16 protein-coding genes and 1 tRNA gene are annotated in these 18,628 nt (G+C 45.4%); 7 read left to right on the forward strand and 10 right to left on the reverse strand.

Annotated elements, in window-relative coordinates; all coding sequences use genetic code 11:
- Positions 1-195: 195 nt before the first annotated feature.
- The 5 genes from ispG to MLD56_RS19680 form a co-directional block, all read right to left on the reverse strand.
- Positions 196-1,314 (reverse strand): flavodoxin-dependent (E)-4-hydroxy-3-methylbut-2-enyl-diphosphate synthase, encoded by a 1,119-nt coding sequence (ispG, locus tag MLD56_RS19660; protein WP_025718670.1) that lies wholly within the window; start codon positions 1,312-1,314, stop codon positions 196-198.
- A gap of 110 nt (positions 1,315-1,424) precedes the next feature.
- Complete coding sequence (gene clpX / locus MLD56_RS19665) at positions 1,425-2,681, reverse strand: ATP-dependent protease ATP-binding subunit ClpX (protein WP_013311623.1); 1,257 nt, start codon at positions 2,679-2,681, stop codon at positions 1,425-1,427.
- A 12-nt stretch (positions 2,682-2,693) separates the two neighbouring features.
- Positions 2,694-3,284, reverse strand: a complete 591-nt coding sequence (gene clpP / locus MLD56_RS19670; protein WP_016324659.1) for an ATP-dependent Clp endopeptidase proteolytic subunit ClpP — start codon at positions 3,282-3,284, stop codon at positions 2,694-2,696.
- A 411-nt stretch (positions 3,285-3,695) separates the two neighbouring features.
- Complete coding sequence (gene tig / locus MLD56_RS19675; protein ID WP_028541569.1) at positions 3,696-5,009, reverse strand: trigger factor; 1,314 nt, start codon at positions 5,007-5,009, stop codon at positions 3,696-3,698.
- Positions 5,010-5,152: 143 nt separating this feature from the next.
- A complete protein-coding gene (locus MLD56_RS19680) occupies positions 5,153-6,061 on the reverse strand; it encodes a hypothetical protein (RefSeq protein WP_185156363.1) in 909 nt (302 codons plus the stop codon).
- Positions 6,062-6,318: 257 nt separating this feature from the next.
- Between MLD56_RS19680 and MLD56_RS19685 the strand changes: the two genes are divergently transcribed.
- From MLD56_RS19685 to MLD56_RS19695, 3 genes are all read left to right on the forward strand, one after another.
- Positions 6,319-6,392: transfer RNA gene (locus MLD56_RS19685), tRNA-Arg, on the forward strand.
- Between the two features lie 312 nt (positions 6,393-6,704).
- Positions 6,705-7,784 (forward strand): hypothetical protein, encoded by a 1,080-nt coding sequence (locus MLD56_RS19690; RefSeq protein WP_029518402.1) that lies wholly within the window; start codon positions 6,705-6,707, stop codon positions 7,782-7,784.
- A gap of 16 nt (positions 7,785-7,800) precedes the next feature.
- The gene (locus tag MLD56_RS19695; RefSeq protein ID WP_029518401.1) at positions 7,801-8,565 is read left to right on the forward strand and encodes an exodeoxyribonuclease III; all 765 of its coding nucleotides are present in this window, start codon (positions 7,801-7,803) and stop codon (positions 8,563-8,565) included.
- Between the two features lie 86 nt (positions 8,566-8,651).
- Here the strand turns inward: MLD56_RS19695 and MLD56_RS19700 are convergent, their stop codons facing one another.
- Genes MLD56_RS19700 through MLD56_RS19710 form a run of 3 tightly spaced genes read right to left on the reverse strand, consistent with a single transcriptional unit; the run spans position 8,652 to position 10,645 of the window.
- Positions 8,652-8,975 carry a hypothetical protein gene (locus MLD56_RS19700; protein WP_230585102.1) on the reverse strand — a complete coding sequence of 108 codons (324 nt, stop codon included), beginning with the start codon at positions 8,973-8,975 and terminating at the stop codon, positions 8,652-8,654.
- 26 nt (positions 8,976-9,001) lie between these two features.
- Positions 9,002-9,280: a hypothetical protein gene (locus MLD56_RS19705; RefSeq protein ID WP_029518399.1), complete on the reverse strand. Its 279-nt coding sequence runs from the start codon at positions 9,278-9,280 to the stop codon at positions 9,002-9,004.
- Between the two features lie 18 nt (positions 9,281-9,298).
- The gene (locus tag MLD56_RS19710) at positions 9,299-10,645 is read right to left on the reverse strand and encodes a GH1 family beta-glucosidase (protein ID WP_029518398.1); all 1,347 of its coding nucleotides are present in this window, start codon (positions 10,643-10,645) and stop codon (positions 9,299-9,301) included.
- 311 nt (positions 10,646-10,956) lie between these two features.
- On the opposite strand from MLD56_RS19710, the gene MLD56_RS19715 reads away from it, so the two are divergent.
- Entirely contained in the window at positions 10,957-11,997 is a 1,041-nt protein-coding gene (locus tag MLD56_RS19715; protein ID WP_029518397.1) for a LacI family DNA-binding transcriptional regulator, read from the forward strand.
- An 85-nt stretch (positions 11,998-12,082) separates the two neighbouring features.
- Here the strand turns inward: MLD56_RS19715 and glpK are convergent, their stop codons facing one another.
- The gene (glpK, locus tag MLD56_RS19720; RefSeq protein ID WP_029518396.1) at positions 12,083-13,576 is read right to left on the reverse strand and encodes a glycerol kinase GlpK; all 1,494 of its coding nucleotides are present in this window, start codon (positions 13,574-13,576) and stop codon (positions 12,083-12,085) included.
- A gap of 32 nt (positions 13,577-13,608) precedes the next feature.
- Positions 13,609-14,433, reverse strand: a complete 825-nt coding sequence (locus tag MLD56_RS19725) for an MIP/aquaporin family protein (protein WP_029518395.1) — start codon at positions 14,431-14,433, stop codon at positions 13,609-13,611.
- 318 nt (positions 14,434-14,751) lie between these two features.
- On the opposite strand from MLD56_RS19725, the gene MLD56_RS19730 reads away from it, so the two are divergent.
- The 3 genes from MLD56_RS19730 (at position 14,752) to MLD56_RS19740 (ending at position 18,623) form a co-directional block, all read left to right on the forward strand.
- Complete coding sequence (locus MLD56_RS19730; RefSeq protein ID WP_029518394.1) at positions 14,752-16,233, forward strand: PTS transporter subunit EIIC; 1,482 nt, start codon at positions 14,752-14,754, stop codon at positions 16,231-16,233.
- Positions 16,234-16,430: 197 nt separating this feature from the next.
- Positions 16,431-17,714 (forward strand): ABC transporter substrate-binding protein, encoded by a 1,284-nt coding sequence (locus tag MLD56_RS19735; protein ID WP_029518393.1) that lies wholly within the window; start codon positions 16,431-16,433, stop codon positions 17,712-17,714.
- 33 nt (positions 17,715-17,747) lie between these two features.
- Positions 17,748-18,623: a carbohydrate ABC transporter permease gene (locus MLD56_RS19740; RefSeq protein WP_029518392.1), complete on the forward strand. Its 876-nt coding sequence runs from the start codon at positions 17,748-17,750 to the stop codon at positions 18,621-18,623.
- The last annotated feature ends 5 nt before the right edge of the window (positions 18,624-18,628 follow it).

Here is an 18,628-nt window from a genome sequence, read left to right on the forward strand (position 1 = left end):
CAGCAATTTTAAAAATGCCGCTCTATGAAAAACAGTATTTCCTTTTCCGCGATAGCTAAACGGCGGTCTTTCAAAAGATCAGAGAGAAATACAAAAACACCGCGAAGAACAGTTCTGTAGCAGAGCTGCTCTCCACGGCGTTTAAATGATGACAATAGATTATGACTATGCCTCTTTATAATAACTGCTTTTTGCCTACACCTTCTCGGCGGTATGACGTTCTTCACGTCCAGGTATTTTCCCTGTTTCCTCATATGCTTTGACGATGATATCAATTTCTTTTTTCAATTCGTCCACCATATCAGCCTCAGGTACTTTGCGAATCATTTTTCCATAACGGAACAAAAGGCCTTCACCGCGCGCTCCGGCAATTCCAATATCAGCTTCCTTCGCTTCACCCGGGCCATTTACTGCACAACCCAGTACGGATACTTTAATCGGTACCTTGAGTTTTGCAATGTAGTCTTCTACCTCGTTGGCAATAGAGAACAGATCAATATCCAGACGTCCGCAAGTCGGACAAGAAATCAATGTAGCTGCGTTTGTGATTAATCCAAACGTCTTGAGCAACTCACGGGCTACCTTCACTTCTTCCACCGGATCAGCACTAAGTGAAATACGCATAGTGGAGCCGATGCCTGATGCTAGCAAAGCGCCCATACCTGCCGCGCTTTTAACTGTACCCGTAAAGAGTGTACCCGCTTCGGTAATACCCAGATGGAGCGGATACTTAATAATTTCAGCGGCCTTCGTATAAGCAGCAATCGCCATAGGAACATCAGACGCCTTCAGTGACACGATAATGTCATGGAAATCAAGTTCTTCCAGTATCCCGATATGATACAGCGCACTTTCTACCATCGCTTCTGGCGTAGGGTAGCCATACTTATCAAGTAAATGCTGTTCCAATGACCCGGCATTCACACCAATTCGAATCGGAATCCCTTTTTCCTTACATGCCTTCACGACAGCTTCTACTTTTTCACGTCGTCCTATGTTACCTGGATTAATGCGAACTTTATCAATCCCATTTTCAATTGCCAGTAGAGCCAGCTTGTGATTAAAGTGAATATCTGCAACTAGCGGAATATGAATCCGTTTTTTAATTTCCTTAATGGCTGCGGCAGCTTCCTCATTGTTGACGGTAACCCGCACCAGTTGACATCCGGCTTCTTCCAAGCGAAGAATCTCGGCTACAGTTGCTTCCACATCTGCTGTTTTAGTTGTACACATGCTTTGGATGATGACTTCATTGCTGCCGCCAATCGTCAGATTCCCGACTTTAACGGGACGTGTGTCTTGTCTTAAGAACATGTACTTTTCTCTCCCATTAACGCCAAACCTCCACCCCTTAAAACCTCATACAGGTTTAGTGAAGTGGAGATCCGGCTTCTCATGTTTTAGAGATCGCGAAGTATCAATCCTTAGGCGCTCTCTTCTTGTTTTTTATCCTTATCTGTACCACCGAGTTCCGGTGCGATTTTGTCTTTTACAACCTGCTCATTGATGACGCAAGTAGTCACATCCTCACGGGAAGGAACCTCATACATTACGTCCAGCATAATACCTTCGATGATCGCACGAAGGCCACGGGCACCCGTGTTACGCTTGATCGCTTCACGAGCAATGGCTTCCAGAGCATCTTGCTTAAACTCCAGTTGCACATTATCCAGCTCAAGCAGCTTCTGGTATTGCTTGGTTAACGCATTTTTCGGTTCGGACAGAATACGAACCAATGTGTTCTCATCAAGCGGCTCCAGCGTAGAAATTACTGGCAAGCGTCCTACAAATTCCGGTATCAGACCGAATTTCAAAAGATCCTCAGGCAATACCATTGAAGTATATTCGCCTGGTTTCAGGTCTTTTTGTTCGCTGGTAGCGTTGAAGCCGATAACCTTTTTACCGATACGACGTTTGATCATTTGCTCCAGACCATCAAAGGCACCACCGCAAATGAACAGGATATTCGTGGTGTCAATTTGAATAAACTCTTGATGTGGATGCTTGCGACCGCCTTGAGGTGGTACAGAAGCAACCGTGCCTTCCAAAATTTTAAGCAACGCCTGCTGTACACCTTCACCCGAAACGTCACGCGTAATGGACGGGTTTTCGGATTTGCGGGCTACTTTATCAATTTCGTCAATGTAGATAATGCCGCGTTCGGCTTTTTCTACATCATAATCGGCAGCTTGAATCAGTTTCAGCAAAATATTTTCAACGTCTTCACCCACATAACCTGCTTCCGTAAGGGAAGTGGCATCTGCGATAGCAAAAGGAACGTTCAAAATTTTAGCCATGGTTTGCGCAAGCAACGTTTTACCCGAACCTGTAGGTCCAAGCATCAAGATGTTACTTTTTTGCAGTTCCACATCATCAATTTTGTTTTGAGTATTAATTCGTTTATAGTGATTATATACCGCTACAGACAACGATTTTTTCGCTTGATCCTGACCAATAACATATTGGTCCAGAATGTCACGGATTTGCATTGGTTTCGGAATGTCTTTCAGATCTACTTCTTCTTCATGACCCAATTCCTCTTCTACAATCTCCGTACACAACTCAATGCATTCGTCACATATATATACGCCCGGTCCGGCAACAAGCTTGCGAACCTGATCCTGAGATTTACCGCAGAAAGAACATTTCAATTGTCCTTTTTCATCATTAAATTTAAACATAGAGCCACCCCTTTACAGATTAATCGGTTTAGACAGCACCTGGTCAATGATACCGTATGCTTTTGCCTCTTCCGCTTCCATGAAGAAATCCCGGTCAGTATCACGTTCGATTTTTTCGAGGGGCTGACCCGTACGCTCTACATAGATTTGATTCAGCTTAGCACGTGTTTTGATAATCCAGTCCGCATGAATCAGCATATCGGAGGCTTGCCCCTGAATGCCACCAAGTGGCTGATGAATCATGACTTCACTATTGGTAAGCGCGTATCTCTTACCTGGCGCACCCGCTGTTAGCAGCAACGAACCCATACTTGCAGCCATGCCTACACAGATCGTCGATACGTCCGGCTTAATGAATTGCATTGTATCATATATACCCATGCCCGCAGTTACAGAACCGCCTGGCGAGTTAATGTACAAATTAATATCCTTCTCTGGATCTTCCGCAGAAAGGAACAATAGCTGTGCAATGACGAGATTGGCGACATCGTCATCAATCGGGCCACTTAGGAAAATAATACGATCCTTAAGCAACCGCGAGTAAATATCGTAAGATCGTTCTCCTCGATTCGTTTGTTCCACAACCATAGGGACGAGACTCATCACGACCAACCTCTTTTCTTTATTAAAATGAACACCTGTATTCATCCGCTTCCTTATGTCCCATTAAAACGGAAGCAGCAAGCATGAAACGTGAACACCTTACAAAATATTTTAACATGTTCAGAGTCTCGTGTCATATTTGCATGCGCTCATATATGCAGTGCGGGCTATTTACAGTACACTCTGCCGAGACCTTCTCATATTTAACCATGTTTCGTATGTATGTGCAAATATACGGTAGTGACTTATGTAAAACAAGAAAACGCGACTCACAGCACTTTCCATAAACGACTAAAATTTGGGTTATCAAAGGTAAAAATAAGGCACGTAACTTTCACTACGTGCCTTATCCCTATCTAATTACTACGTTTCAGCTTGTTACAGCATACTCCGTATATTTTATCGTCTGAATTACTCAGCAGCTTCAACTGGCGCTTCTACTTCTTTGCTGTTTTCCACCAACAAAGCAATGGTTTTGCGCAGTGAAATTTCTTCTTTCAGGTTAGCGAACGAGCCGTTACCTTCCAGAATGCTACGGATTTCTTCAACTGAACGTTTGTAAGCTTCAGCCATGTTTTTCAGTTCTTCATCAATTTCCGCTTCGGAAACTTCGATGTTTTCTGCTTTAGCCACTTGCTCCAGCACGAGGTTGTTACGTACGCGCTTCTCAGCATCAGCTTTCATTTGCTCTTCCAGGTCTTCCTTGCTTTGACCAGAGAATCCAAGGAACATTTCAAGGTTCATACCTTGGCTACGCAAACGGTTGTCGAAATCGCGAACCATGTTTTGCACTTCGCTCTTCACCATTGCTTCAGGAATGTCGATTGTTGCATTCTCAGCAACCTTCTCTACTACAGCACCCTCGCGAGCTGCTTTAGCTTCGTTTTCCTTACGATCCAACAATTGCTTTTTCAAGTCTTCCTTGAATTCAGCCAGTGTGTCAAATTCGCTTACATCTTTAGCAAATTCATCGTCCAGCTCAGGAAGAACTTTGCGTTTCAGTTCGTGAACTTTCACTTTGAATACCGCTTGTTTGCCAGCGAGGTCAGCAGAATGGTAGTTCTCAGGGAACGTTACTTCAACGTCCTTGGAATCGCCAGTGTGCAAACCAACCACTTGCTCTTCAAAACCAGGGATGAATGTGTTAGATCCCAGTTCCAAAGAATACTTCTCAGCTTGTCCGCCTTCGAATGGTACACCGTCCACGGAACCGTCGAAGTCAATAATAGCTGTATCACCGGATTGAGCAGCATCTTCATCAACGACAACCAGTTCAGCATGACGTTGTTGCAGGCGCTCCAGTTCTTGAGCCAGTTCTTCGTCGCTTACTTCGAGTTTGCTTACAGGCACTTCTACGCCTTTGTAATCGCCCAAAGTCACTTCAGGTTTAACAGTAACCTTTGCTTTGAACTTGAAAGATTCGCCTTTAGCAAATTGATCAATTTCAACGTCAGGGCTGTCAACCGGGAAGATGTCCGTTTGCTCTACAGCTTGGCTGTAAGCTTCTGGCAACAGGATGTCAATTGCATCTTGGTACAGACTTTCAATACCATAGCGTTTTTCAAAGATAGGACGTGGTACTTTACCTTTACGGAATCCTGGTACACTTACTTGTTTTGCCACTTTATTAAAAGCTTTGTCGAGTGCAGCGGCTACACGATCCGCGTCAACCTCAACTTCAAGAACCCCAAGGTTCTTCTCTATTTTCTCCCAAGTTGCTTTCATTTTATGCTTTCCCCTCCAACAAAATCTTCACTTAGTTTTCATTACAATCAACGCACACAAAATAACCACTATAGTATATCTAACATTACTGTCTTTTTCAAGAGCAGCCCTTTGAATGCTTCACAGGTAAACGTTTCCGGTCACTAAGGAGTGTGCATTCCCGCCGCTACGAATAGTCGCATCGACCGATACGCCTGCTCAAAACGGAAGCGCAACGCATCTGTAATACCATATATAGCACGGGTTTCTTCCTCATTATTATTACCGTTCAAACTTTCCGAAACGGTCTGATGGAGTGCTGCAGCCCAAATATCCGGCATTCCGTCCTCTTCCACCAACATGGATCTATAATCATTCGTACCGTATACTGCCATCACAAACTGTGACCACAACTCCTGTGCAAAATAGAATAGTGTAGGCTCGTGCACCTCAGTCTGATCAGCCACCCGTTCCAAAATACGCATAATCGACTCTGGAAAATCACCAGGCTGTAACGGAACCGTTTCAATGTCGATTTCCGCTTGTTCATCACCCCGTCTGATTTCTATCGTCCCTTCCATTCCGCGTCGTCGCATTGTCTGTAGAACACGGAATTGAAGTAAAGGATGGATTTCCCGGTCCGTAATCCAGCGAAGCAAGGCATCGTCGATTTCTGGCAGTTCCAAATAGGACAACTGCTCCAACGCTAAAATCGTCTGTTCGGATAAGGGTTCATCCATAGCCATCCGCAACAGCTTGTTGCCGTAGCCCGCATCCTGCTCCTGCTTAAAGCGTGCATGACGGCGAGCTAACTCTACTTCACTGACCTCTTCTTCCACAGCGTCCGTTACCGCCCCGCTGTCAGCGTACTGTGGAAATGCAGCTTCCAGCCATTGTAATAGAGCGTTCCATTCATCGTATTGCTTCTGCTCCTGTCCCTGACACTGCATTAAAAAACGCAGCATCGCCATCGCCTCTCCGTAACGTTCGTTTTCAAGCATCACAGTAAGTTGGATTTGATAATAGTCCAGTGTCTTCGGAAACAATACAATATTATTTTCTTTTGTCGTCACCTTGGAGTCCTTTATTCAAGGCACCCCCTCTCCTTCACAAGCTCAAGTATTTGTAGATTATATGAGAAACAGTAGCCGAAGTCCAACCACTCGTCTTACACATATTCACCTGTATTCTAACATACCCTTTTATAAGGCAAAAAAAACTACGTCTACTCAGAATTTATGCTGTATAAAGCCTAAATAAGCGATATATGCAAAATAAGACTTGAATTTCTTTTATCCATATGATATATTAATATTCGCTTGAATTTTATGTCCCAGTAGCTCAGCTGGATAGAGCAACGGCCTTCTAAGCCGTCGGTCGGGGGTTCGAATCCCTCCTGGGACGTCATAACAAGAAGCTTCCATAATGGAGGCTTTTTTTGTTCTCATGAGATAACTCACAGGGGAACGTCGGCCCATCGGCATCGTTAGCCTATACTTCGCAGTCAACCATAAGGAGAGTATCTCTCTTGATAAATTACATCAAAAAAAAGCTTCCGCAAGGGAGCTTTTTTTGATGATAAATAATGTAGAAAGAATAGTCTGCCACGCTACTTTAGGCGCTGGTTTCAAGTCACTACTCTTTCAATAAAACGCAGATATTGCTATCATCTATCATGTTACACCATTTTGAAGTAAAGGAGGTTGGCTGACTCCCTTGACTACGAATAAACTCCAAAAGTCGCGGGAAATTCATCGTTTTGTTGCCACTTTGCTTTCTATATTAGGTACTGGATTGGGTATGTTTTATCTCGCCATTCCTTCCTATATGATTGGAGGAGCGGCTCTGATCATCACACAGGGAATTCTGATCTATTTTACATTATTTTCTCTCGGATACCTGCTTATTATTTCGGGACCGCTGGCCATTATTCTCCACATTTTAGGCATTATTTTTACAATACGATCTTTTCAAATTACAAGCAATGTGGGTAGCGCGCCGACAAGTGCATCGTTGCCTTCCAAATGGCGCATGTTGCTCAGTCTCACTGTGGGAGCTACACTTCTACTTCTTGCAGTCACAATGAAATACGTAGATATTATAGAACCTTTTACACAAACAGGTGAAAATAAACGCAACGTAGCCGCAGAATCAGAGCAATATCTGGAGCAGAAATACGGAGAGGACTTTCAAATTCAAAATATTAGCTATCATAGTATTCCCTTCACTGAATATACCATGGAGGCGATCTCTAATCGTCATCCTTCCGTCCTCTTTAACATGACCAAGCGTCCTTATGAGGATGTCCCATTTAGAGAAAAATATCTTAACGCCCTTTGGGAGAGCCAACTGGACATGAAGCTCAAACCTGTTATACAGAAGCTATACAATGATGCAGCCGCTGTTCATTCTGGGGTGCAAGAAGGGGAAACAGATAAAATGATCAAAGAATACGACGATTTTAAACTGAATCCCGAAGCGGTCGGCGATCAATATATTCGTATAATTGTATTCGAGGATCTAACTGACTCAGGATTGTCATTGGAAAAAGAACGGGTATTACAAACTGCAAAAGTTCTCAAAACAGTGTTGGCCGGAAATAAAGCCTCATTAGACATCGAATACTTCCCTTCGGCTATGAATACCAACCGAAACCTTAAGGCAATAGAACTAAACGATTATATGTTTGGTCAGGACCATTTTGATGAAAAGACCTATGAAGTCCAGATAGAAGACATTTATAAGCTTATGTCAACAAAGGATATACAAATCACATCGCTTGACCGCGTGAAGTAGCAAGGAGATTAATCAAATGAAATTAATATCTTGGAATGTAAATGGCTTAAGAGCCTGTGTGACCAAAGGGTTTTATACTTATTTAAAAGAAACGAATGCCGATATTTTTTGCGTACAGGAAACGAAGCTTCAAGAAGGGCAGATCCTCATGGAGAACATGGAGGAATACACACAATACTGGAATTATGCTGAGAAAAAAGGATATTCCGGCACGGCTATTTTCACCAAAATCAAGCCGCTCTCTGTGCATTATGGACTTGAAGAAAATGAAGAACCGGAGGGCCGAACCATCACTTTGGAATTCGAAAAATTTTATCTCGTCAATGTGTACACACCAAATACCAAACGGGACTTATCCCGACTGCCCTACAGACTGGAATGGGAAGACCGTTTTCGCAGCTACCTGCAACAACTGGATGCTTTGAAGCCTGTCATCGTGTGTGGAGACTTGAACGTAGCTCATCAGGAGATCGATCTCAAAAACGCCAAAGCTAACTACGGAAATGCCGGTTTTACGCCTGAGGAACGGGAACGCATGTCACAGCTGCTAGACGCCGGATTTATAGATACCTTCAGAACCTTTTATCCTGACCGGACGGATGTTTATTCCTGGTGGTCCTACATGCCAAAGGTGAGAGAAAGGAATATTGGCTGGCGGATCGATTACTTCCTCGTCTCGGAGAGACTTCGTTCGCTATTGATGGATGCGAACATTGATTGTCATATTACAGGCAGTGACCACTGTCCTGTGATATTGGAGTTGCAAGATATTTCAGCATAAGTCCCCTGCCCTGACACAAGGATTTATGAAACTTTAAAAAGCGGTCATGCTCTGTTATTGCAGCATGACCGCTTTAATGAATGGAGCTATGTCCCCAAATATACCTCGATACGGGAAATCAACCGCTCTCTCACATCTTGTGCCTCTTTATGATCTAATATAGCCTGTCTTATCGTCTTCTTTTCGCCACTAGCGTAATGCAGTACATACTGGGTCACTATGCATTCCGGTGGATAAGTATCCTTGCGATCCGTATTAAAATAAGTCACCTGACAGCTTCCGAGAAAACAGAAAGATAGCTCACCTGTAGCTGTGAACAGCCAGCCTGGCAGCTTGGGCTCCAGCTTCAAGGATAGGCCCCTATGATCATAGCCAAACGGCTGCCCGCCCGTCATCATCCATATCCACATATGAATAAATTCTGCCGTAGATCCGCTCAGCCTCGCGATATATCCCGTTCCATGCAAACTTGCATCAGGATTAGCACTGCTAGCAATAAAGGAGCTGTTCGGTTGGCCGGAAAAAACTCCATGATAGCTCCATTCTTATCCTCCACACCAAAGCTCGCAATTCCTTGTCCACGATTAACATAATACGCCCACAGAGGAATTCCCTGAACACCAGCAATACCGGGTAGAAAACTGGAAAAGGGCTTGGCCTGCGCAAAATTCTCAATCACAAAACGTCCTTGATCGTCAAAATAATACTGCTGCATCGTGCACCCCTTTTCTTTTTAAAACCCGTTATTCGCCATCATTTGCTTGAACCACAGCGCACTTTGTTTGGGTGTCCGTTCCTGCGTATCGTAATTGATGTGTATAATACCAAAACGTTTGCTGTATCCCCAGGCCCATTCGAAGTTATCGAGGAATGACCATACAAAATAGCCCTTAAGCTGACCTCCCTCCCCAATAAAGCGATGGCATGCCTTTAAATGTTCCTCAATGTAATGCTGACGCCCAATGTCTTCAATCTTTCCATTCACCAGTTCGTCCTTCATCGCTGCTCCGTTTTCTGTAATCAGGATGGGTAATCCTCTGGTAAAATCCTTCTCAATCCGTGTCAGCAGCTTATAAAAGGATTCAGGGTGAATCTCCCATCCAATATCCGTTACCGGTTCCTCTATGGAAATCTGCTCGACCTGAAGCAACGAAGCGTCTGTAGTCGCTCGAATGATACTGCGGGCGTAGTAGTTGATGCCCAAAAAATCCCCTGGCTGCTGAATCAGCTCCATATCACCAGGCTGTACAAAATCCAATCCGTTCAAATGCTCCCCGTACCATTCCACCATATCCTCAGGGTATTTCCCGTTAAACAATGGCTCGGCAAACCAACGATTAATAAAGCCATCCCGCCGGACAGCAGCGGCTACATCCTCGGAGTGTTCAGAGGCTGCATCGACATGCTCCATGTTCAGCGTAATACCGATATTGCCCGTCAGGCCCTTTTCCTTGTGTAAGTTCATGGCTATCCCGTGACACATCAGAATATGATGAGCGGCAGCAAGAGCTTCCCTCCAGTTCTCATGGCCGGGGGCATGCTCGCCTGTGCCATAGCCCAAAATAGAGGCGCAGTAGGGCTCATTTATCGTATTCCACCAGCTTATACGCTGTCCAAATCGATCCATGATTACAGAGGCATACGTTTTAAAATGTTGGATAGTCTCTCGCTGCGTCCAGCCACCCTCGTCCTCAATCCATTGCGGCAGATCCCAATGATACAGCGTCAGCATTGGAATTAGCCCAGCCGACTCAATCTCATCCAGCAGACGCTCATAGAAGAGTAGCCCCTGTTCGTTAACCACGCCAGGTGCGGGAATAATGCGCGGCCAGGCCACGGAAAAACGGTAATGTAAAAAGCCAAGTTGCTTCATTAATTGCACGTCTTCCTTAAAGCGGTGAAAATGGTCACAAGCCACATCTCCGCAGTCCCCTCCGATCACCTTCCCGGGTACTTGACAGAAAGTATCCCAAATAGAAGGCGTTCTTCCTTCCTCATCCACGCCACCTTCAATTTGATAAGAAGAGGTCGAAGTTCCCCACATAAACGTGGTGGGGAATGTATAGGTATTCTCATTCATACTTGGTATCATCCTTTCAGGAATCAAGACTTCACAGCTCCGGCTATCTTAGAATAAATGCACTTACCTTTACGAAAGCGGTTTAGTTAATTACAGCTACTATTATGTATCGGATAGCCTGTATTTGTAAATAGAGATTTGTAAATTATCAAATAAAACACAAATCACCGTTATTACTCCTTAAAATATTAGGAGTCATCCTTTATTAGCACGGTTGACTCACTTCTATGAGGTAGCATAGAATACGAGTAATCATTAATTTTGAAAAACAAAGTCAATTTAACTAAATCAGTTTAGTTGCGGAGGATTCCATGAATATAAAAACAATAGCTAGCATGGCAGGCGTTTCAGTAGCAACGGTTTCGAAAATCATTAACAATTACACAGACATCAGTGAGGAAACCCGGCAGCGGGTACTTAAAATCATGGAGGAAACAGGCTATAGACCCTCCTCCTCGGCTAAAACGCTGGCTACCAAAAAATCTAATCTGGTAGGCGTTATATTCGCTGGTAAGCTGAATGTTGATTTTAGTCATCCTTTTTTTGTAGATATCATTAATGTCTTCAAAAAACAGATTGGCTTGCTTGGTTACGATCTGCTGTTTTTTTCAAATGAGAAATTTCTGGATAATGGAGAGGACTATTTGGCACGCTCGAAATATTTTTCAGTGGACGGGTGCATTATTATTGCTGGAGATGAAGTGGAGAAGAGTGTTTTTGATCTCGATGCCAGCCCTATCCCCTGTATCGGTGTCGATATTGAACTAACCGGAGCCAGTTCTTGCTACATTATGTCCGACAATCAGAAGATTTCAATGAAGGTTGTTGAGCACTTTTACATGAATGGATACCGCGACATGGGGTTTATAGGCATTGAACGCCCCTCCTTGGTTATTAAAGAGAGAGAGGAGGCCTTTATTGCTTCACTAAAACGGTTTAGTCTTGATGTTAGACCTGAATGGGTCGTGTATGGTAAGGACTACGCGGCAGAAGATGGATACCAGGTCGCGAAAGCGTGGATACAGCAAGGAAATTTACCAAAAGCTATTTTTGCGGCGACCGACCTGCTTGCCTTTGGTGCCATACGTGCTTTCAAGGAAAGCGGCTTGAGGGTACCCGAGGATATTGCTGTAGTGGGATGTGATGATATAGAAGCCTGTCGTTATACCGAACCTCCACTGACGACTGTAAAACAAGACAAGCAAAAAATAGGCCGTCTAGCTGCTATGGTGCTGTTTGACCTGATGAATAAACAAATGGATACCAAATGTATTAAAGTCGAGCCGGAACTGGTCATTCGTAGTTCCTGCGGAGCCGGCCAACATTGGAACCATACGAAGGTCAAAGGTTAGCTCATGCCTTAAAAAAGATGACTCCTGATAAGATTCAGAAGTCATCTTTTTGCAGTTTAATATTCAGAGACCCAGCGCTTAATCATTACTTGTAGGCCATCGTCGCATTCACAGCCTTTTTCCAGCCTTCATACAAGCCTGCACGTGTTGATTCATCCATATTCGGGGCAAAAGAGGTTTCCACCCTCACCCGCTTACGAAGTTCATCCGTACTCTTCCAATATCCAATAGCCAAACCTGCCAGACATGCAGCCCCCAGTGCCGTCGTCTCATGGATCACTGGCCGCTCCACCGTTGCATCTAAAATATCGCTCTGGAATTGCATCAGAAAATTGTTCAATACAGCTCCTCCATCCACCCGCAGCGTCTTCACCGCAATACCTGAATCGATCTCCATGGCTGTAAGCACATCCTTGGTCTGATAAGCGAGTGACTCCAATGTGGCGCGGATAAAATGCTCCTTCGTGGTCCCTCGTGTCAGGCCGAACATTGCCCCGCGCACCTCGCTATCCCAGTAGGGGCTCCCCAGTCCGACAAAAGCGGGGACAAGATACACTCCTTCCGTAGACGAAACACGAGCGGCATAAGGCTCACTGTCTTTCGCATCACGGAACATACGCAGCCCGTCTCGCAGCCACTGGATCGCCGACCCCGCTACAAACACACTCCCCTCGAGTGCATATTGCACTTTGCCTTCCTCCAGTCCCCAAGCGATGGTCGTAATCAGGCCGTGTTTAGATTCAACAGGCTGATCCCCCGTATTCATTAGCATAAAGCAGCCTGTGCCGTAAGTATTTTTGATCATCCCTTTTTCGTAACATGCCTGACCGAACAAGGCTGCTTGCTGGTCACCTGCTGCACCGGCGATCGGTACATTCTGACCGAAGAAATGATAATCCACGGTGTGCGCATATACCTCAGAAGAAGGTCTTACCTCAGGCAGCATGATTTTCGGAACACCCAGAATGTCCAGCAGCTCTTCGTCCCACTTTAGCTCATAAATGTTGTACATGAGCGTCCTGGCTGCATTCGAGTAGTCCGTCACATGTGCCTTTCCGCCGGATAGTTTCCAGATCAGCCACGAGTCAATCGTACCGAATAACAGGTCACCTCGTTCCGCCTTTTCCCGCGCGCCCTCTACATGGTCCAGAATCCACTTTACTTTAGTGCCTGAAAAATACGGGTCGATCAGCAGCCCTGTTTTGCTGTGAAACAGTTCCTCGTGCCCTTGTCGCTTCAATTCATCACAGATGTCCGAGGTTTGGCGTGATTGCCATACGAGTACATTATATACGGGCACTCCTGTATTTTTGTCCCACACAGCCACCGATTCTCGCTGATTGGTAATGCCGATGGCAGCCACTTGATTTGCTTTTACACCGGATTCGGAAAGACAGGAGGCAATGACTCCGAGAATAGAACTCCAGATTTCATTCGCATTCTGCTCTACCCAGCCGGGATGAGGAAAATATTGCGGAAATTCTCGCTGAGCCGAGTACACTACATCTCCCTCGCTATTGAACAAAATCGCTCTTGAGCTTGTCGTTCCCTGATCTAGTGACAAAATATATTTTCCCATTGTTCATCTCTCCCCGTGTAAATCCATCGTTTTTACGCTATAAGTTTGTGATCCGTTTTATGATTTTTATAAGTACGACTCATACGGAAGGTAATCAAGAGTACAATCACGATGATCCCTAGTAAAATCCAGAAAGCTGGAGTCACACTCCCCTTAAAAACAGCCTGATAAAATGGCCCTGCGAAAGATCCCCCCAATAGCGGTCCTATAATGGGCACCCATGCATATTTCCAGTTGGATGCTCCCTTACCGGGAATCGGTAGTAAATAATGCATCAGACGCGGCCCAAAATCCCTCGCTGGATTGATGGCATAGCCCGTTGTGCCTCCAAGGGATAAACCGATACTGACAACTAAAAAACCAACAATCAGCGGTTTCAGGCCGTCTGTAAATGAATTGGCGCCAAACGACAGTAAAGCAAGAACAAAGATGAAAGTACCTATCATTTCACTAAGCACGTTGGCAAACGGATGATCAATAGCTGGTCCTGTCGCGAATACACTGAGTTTGGCTGCTGTGTCCTCCGTCTCTTTCCAGTGGGGCCAATAATGCAAAACGACGATGATCGCACCCGCCATGGCTCCAAGAAGCTGAGCCACAATATAGCCGGATACATCTTGCCATGGAAAACTACCCTGAAATGCCAACGCGAGTGTAACTGCCGGATTCAAATGCGCTCCGCTGATTTGACCCACTGCATACACCGCAATAGCTACCGCAAGCCCCCAACCCATTCCGACCACAATCCAGCCGGAAGCGTGGGCAAATGACTTTTTCAGGGACACCCCTGCGCACACTCCGCCACCTAGGGCAATAAGAATCATTGTCCCTATGAATTCGGCTGCGTATGGCGACATACAACCTACCTCCTCAATAGATCACCCGATTTTGATCGCTTTCATCGCACAAAAAAAAGAAAAGCCATCACAAATCAACCCTGTGCTGTACCATGGGATGTCTGCGTGGCTCTCTTGTCTCCGTCACGATTATTAACTTAAATTTGATACTATATAAGCATGTAAGCGATGTCAACTGCGGATTTACGTCATTTCATAGCTTAAAATAATCGTTGACCATGTTAGATCCCCCGATTTATGATGTAAAAAAATGGGCACAAGTAAGGATTTCAGGATGAATACGACACTCCCAAACTCGATGAAGAAGGGAAGAATGTTATGCTGAAATTTCTGCAAAAAATCGGCAAGTCGTTAATGCTTCCAGTAGCTACTCTACCCGCCGCAGGGATTTTGCAAGGATTAGCTCTGATTAATTATGAAACGGATATACCGTTTGGTCCCGTAGTTGGCGGATTTCTGAATCATTATGTCACTCCTTTTCTGAACGAGGGGGCGGGGGCTATCTTCGGTAACCTTGCGCTCATTTTCTCCATTGGTGTTGCCATTGGTCTGGCAGGCGACGCAGTAGCCGCATTATCGGCAGTCATTGCCTATATGGTGTTGACCCGTATTTTGGCGGCAGTGCCGGGTATATTTGCATATATTCCAGACGACGTCAAGCTGGACATGGGCGTATTGGGTGGTATTTTTATCGGTGGATGGTCTGCTTTTCTGTTTAAAAAATATCATAATATTCAGCTCCCGGATTGGCTTGGCTTCTTCTCAGGCAAACGTTTTGTCCCCATGATTACCGCCTTCACGACCATGATTCTGGCCATTCTGCTCGGAATGATCTGGAGTCCGGTACAAGATGGGATTGCAGCCTTCGGCAACTGGATTGTCGGGTTTGGCGGAATCGGATCAATGGTATTCATGATTGCCAATCGGCTGCTGATCCCGCTCGGTTTGCATCATGTACTAAACTCAATCGCGTGGTTTCAGATTGGTAACTATACGAATGCAGCTGGCGAAGTTGTTCATGGTGACCTGACCCGTTTCTTTGCAGGCGATAAATCAGCTGGTCTATTCATGTCCGGTTTCTTCCCTATTATGATGTTTGCTCTCCCGGCAGCCGCTCTCGCATTCATCCATACGGCTAAACCGGAAAAACGTAAAGCCGTCGCTTCCATTTTCATCGGTTCTGCGCTGGCATCGTTCCTGACCGGAATTACCGAGCCCCTCGAATTTTCGTTTATGTTCATTGCACCATTGCTTTACGGCGTTCATGCTCTGCTGACAGGCCTGAGCGGCCTGGTCGTATACCTATTGGATGTCAAACTGGGCTTTTCCTTTTCAGCAGGACTCATTGACTATTTGGTCAATATGAAGCTCTCCACTCACCCATTGCGAATGATCCCGGTCGGGCTTGTCTTCGCCCTCATCTATTACTTTCTGTTCCGATTTATCATTCTCAAATTCAACCTAAAAACTCCTGGGCGTGAAGATGATGGAGAAGACAGTCTCCTGTCTGAGGCTAACGAATCTGTACCCAATAAAAAAGCAAACGCTACATCCGACACTCCGTCCAGTCAGGCAGGCAGGGTACTAACCTATCTCGGCGGTTCGGACAATATCCTAAGCATTGATGCCTGCATCACACGGCTGCGTCTTGTCGTCAAAGACGACAAAGCAGTTAACGATCAAGCTCTCAGGCAGCTCGGAGCGTCGGGAATCATCAGGCTTGGTAACGGTACCCTGCAGGTTATTTTCGGGACTCGGTCCGAAATTCTGAAAGATGAAATACTGCGGTTGATGTCATGAGCTGAATCCCTAACTTAAGTACGTGCGTTCTTCATATAACAGACGCACGTGCTTTTTTTTATGGATAAACGTTTCAAATTTTTTGTTTTTGGTTAAGGCAATGCACATAAATGGGTAACAGCTTCATATGATGGAGCTAAACCATTTACAACTTGTTTAGCAGGCAGATTATCTCAGACAGCAAGGAGGGAAATGATGTGAAGACAGTACAATGGTTGGTATTATGTCTTGCTTTTCTCACTATGTTCAGTGCTTGTAGTGGACCCTCGTTCTCTGAAAGTCAATCATCTGAAACTAATTTGTCAAATGGAAAAAAGATAACGCTTACATTATGGTATTGGAACCGTTCCATTGATGATGAACTACTCGCCCAAGCGGAAAAACACTTTCCCAACATTGAATTAAAAACTCAAAAAATAGGTGGTGACTTCAAAGCTAAACTGAAGACAACGCTCGCAGCTCGTTCTGGTGAACCAGACATCGTAGCTCTGAACGACTGGATGGTGGAGCTATTTCCAAGTGCGGATCGTTTTTATGATTTAAGGGAGCTCGGAGCAGACCGCCTAAAAGATCAATATTTGGAATGGAAATGGAATCAGGGGATCACTCCTGATGGTAAAATGATTGCATTTCCCATGGATACTGGGCCTACTGCCCTCTTCTATCGAAGCGATCTATTTAAGCAAGCAGGCTTGCCTAGTGATCCTGAAAAGGTTAGTGCCTCGATCCGCACATGGGATGATTACATGGCAGCCGGAGAACAACTTCAGCAGAAATTCGGAAGCCGTTCGTTTTTGGCTGATAATATTGTAAACGTTTACAATCAAGTGCTCGCTCAGCATACAAACCTCTACTTCAAGCCGGATGGCAGCTATATTGGCAATCAATCTCCTGACATCCGTCTGGGCTGGAAAACCGCTGTCGATTTCCACAAGAAGCATCTGCTCGCCAATGCGGATGGCTGGACTCCCGAATGGAACGCTTCGGTCAATAACGGCAAAATTGCCTCTTTTGTAGGGGCTGTTTGGATGAAGCAAGTTCTCACAGAGGCCGCGCCGGATACAGCTGGCAAATGGAGAGTCGCCCGTGCTCCTGGAGGAGACGGCAACCTGGGTGGTTCGTTCATTTCTATCCTCAAATCCAGCAAACATCCCAAAGAAGCCTTTGAAGTCCTGACCTGGCTGCAAAACCCGGAACACCAGTTGGAAGCCTACCACAAAATCGGTCTGTTCCCGTCCACTCCCGGCGTCTATAACGATCCTATCATGGGGACACCCGAGCCTTTCTTTGGGGGTCAGGCCACCGGACTCATCTTCGCCGCCTCCGCACGTCATGTGAAAAGCAGCTATTTCGGCGAGCGCTACCCTGTCATCCACGGCATTGTGACCCGTCGCCTTGCTAATGTTGCCAAGCAGGATGCTAATCCTGATGCATTATGGACGGAAACCATGGAACGAATCGAACGGGAATTACAGCGATAAAAAAACAAAATTCAAAAAAGGCGTGTGGACAATATGCTGAGAGAAATCTGGAAGCACCGTGCCGTTTATGCTGCGATCTCGCCGTTTTATCTGCTGTTTGGCATCTTTGGACTGTTTCCGATTGGTTTTTCATTATACCTGGCGTTTCACAAATGGGACGGAATCGGAGACATGACCTACAACGGCTGGGGCAACTTTCGCTACCTTGTAACAGATCATGAATTTTGGCAGGCTGTAGGCAACACCTTTGTGATCTGGGTGTATGCAACAATTCCAATGCTATTCTTCGCACTGATTATTGCCTTTCTGCTTTATGCCCCATTTGTGAAAATGCGCACCTTATGGCGAGTTGGATTCTTCCTGCCCAATGTGACGTCTATTGTGGCTGTCGCCATCATATTTGGTGCCTTATTTGCCAACAATTTCGGATTTCTCAACTACCTTCTGCAACTCTTGGGACTGCCCATGGTTCAATGGCTGAATGTGCCATGGGGTATCCAAATTGCCATTTCTTCTATGGTCGTATGGAGATGGATGGGCTATAACGCAATCATCTATCTGGCCGGACTTCAGAGTATTCCGCATGTGCTGTATGAGGCCGCCAAAATAGACGGAGCAACCGGAGCGCAAGCTTTTTTCCGCATCACTATCCCCATGCTGCGCCCAGTCATTCTGTTTACGGTCATTACGTCCACCATCGGCGGTATGCAACTCTTCACCGAGCCACAGGTCCTGGTCGGTAATGACGGCGGTTCCGGGGCAAGTGGCATGACCATCGTTTTATACCTGTACCGCGAGTCGTTCATTAACAACTATTTTGGATATGGTGCAGCCGTCGGATGGGGCATGTTCCTCATCATTGCTCTATTCTCCATCATCAACTGGAAACTCGTTCAAGGTAAAAAATAACGATG

This window comes from Paenibacillus peoriae (assembly GCF_022531965.1).
Taxonomy (GTDB): Bacteria; Bacillota; Bacilli; order Paenibacillales; family Paenibacillaceae; genus Paenibacillus; species Paenibacillus polymyxa_D.

Excerpts from the sequence above, each read along its gene's own strand:
- ispG (WP_025718670.1), bottom strand. The coding sequence starts at position 1,314 with ATGTTCTTAAGACAAGACACACGTCCCGTTAAAGTCGGGAATCTGACG.
- clpX (WP_013311623.1), bottom strand. The coding sequence starts at position 2,681 with ATGTTTAAATTTAATGATGAAAAAGGACAATTGAAATGTTCTTTCTGC.
- clpP (WP_016324659.1), bottom strand. The coding sequence starts at position 3,284 with ATGAGTCTCGTCCCTATGGTTGTGGAACAAACGAATCGAGGAGAACGA.
- tig (WP_028541569.1), bottom strand. The coding sequence starts at position 5,009 with ATGAAAGCAACTTGGGAGAAAATAGAGAAGAACCTTGGGGTTCTTGAA.
- MLD56_RS19695 (WP_029518401.1), top strand. The coding sequence starts at position 7,801 with ATGAAATTAATATCTTGGAATGTAAATGGCTTAAGAGCCTGTGTGACC.
- MLD56_RS19700 (WP_230585102.1), bottom strand. The coding sequence starts at position 8,975 with ATGTGGATATGGATGATGACGGGCGGGCAGCCGTTTGGCTATGATCAT.
- MLD56_RS19705 (WP_029518399.1), bottom strand. The coding sequence starts at position 9,280 with ATGCAGCAGTATTATTTTGACGATCAAGGACGTTTTGTGATTGAGAAT.
- MLD56_RS19710 (WP_029518398.1), bottom strand. The coding sequence starts at position 10,645 with ATGAATGAGAATACCTATACATTCCCCACCACGTTTATGTGGGGAACT.
- MLD56_RS19715 (WP_029518397.1), top strand. The coding sequence starts at position 10,957 with ATGAATATAAAAACAATAGCTAGCATGGCAGGCGTTTCAGTAGCAACG.
- glpK (WP_029518396.1), bottom strand. The coding sequence starts at position 13,576 with ATGGGAAAATATATTTTGTCACTAGATCAGGGAACGACAAGCTCAAGA.
- MLD56_RS19725 (WP_029518395.1), bottom strand. The coding sequence starts at position 14,433 with ATGTCGCCATACGCAGCCGAATTCATAGGGACAATGATTCTTATTGCC.
- MLD56_RS19730 (WP_029518394.1), top strand. The coding sequence starts at position 14,752 with ATGCTGAAATTTCTGCAAAAAATCGGCAAGTCGTTAATGCTTCCAGTA.
- MLD56_RS19740 (WP_029518392.1), top strand. The coding sequence starts at position 17,748 with ATGCTGAGAGAAATCTGGAAGCACCGTGCCGTTTATGCTGCGATCTCG.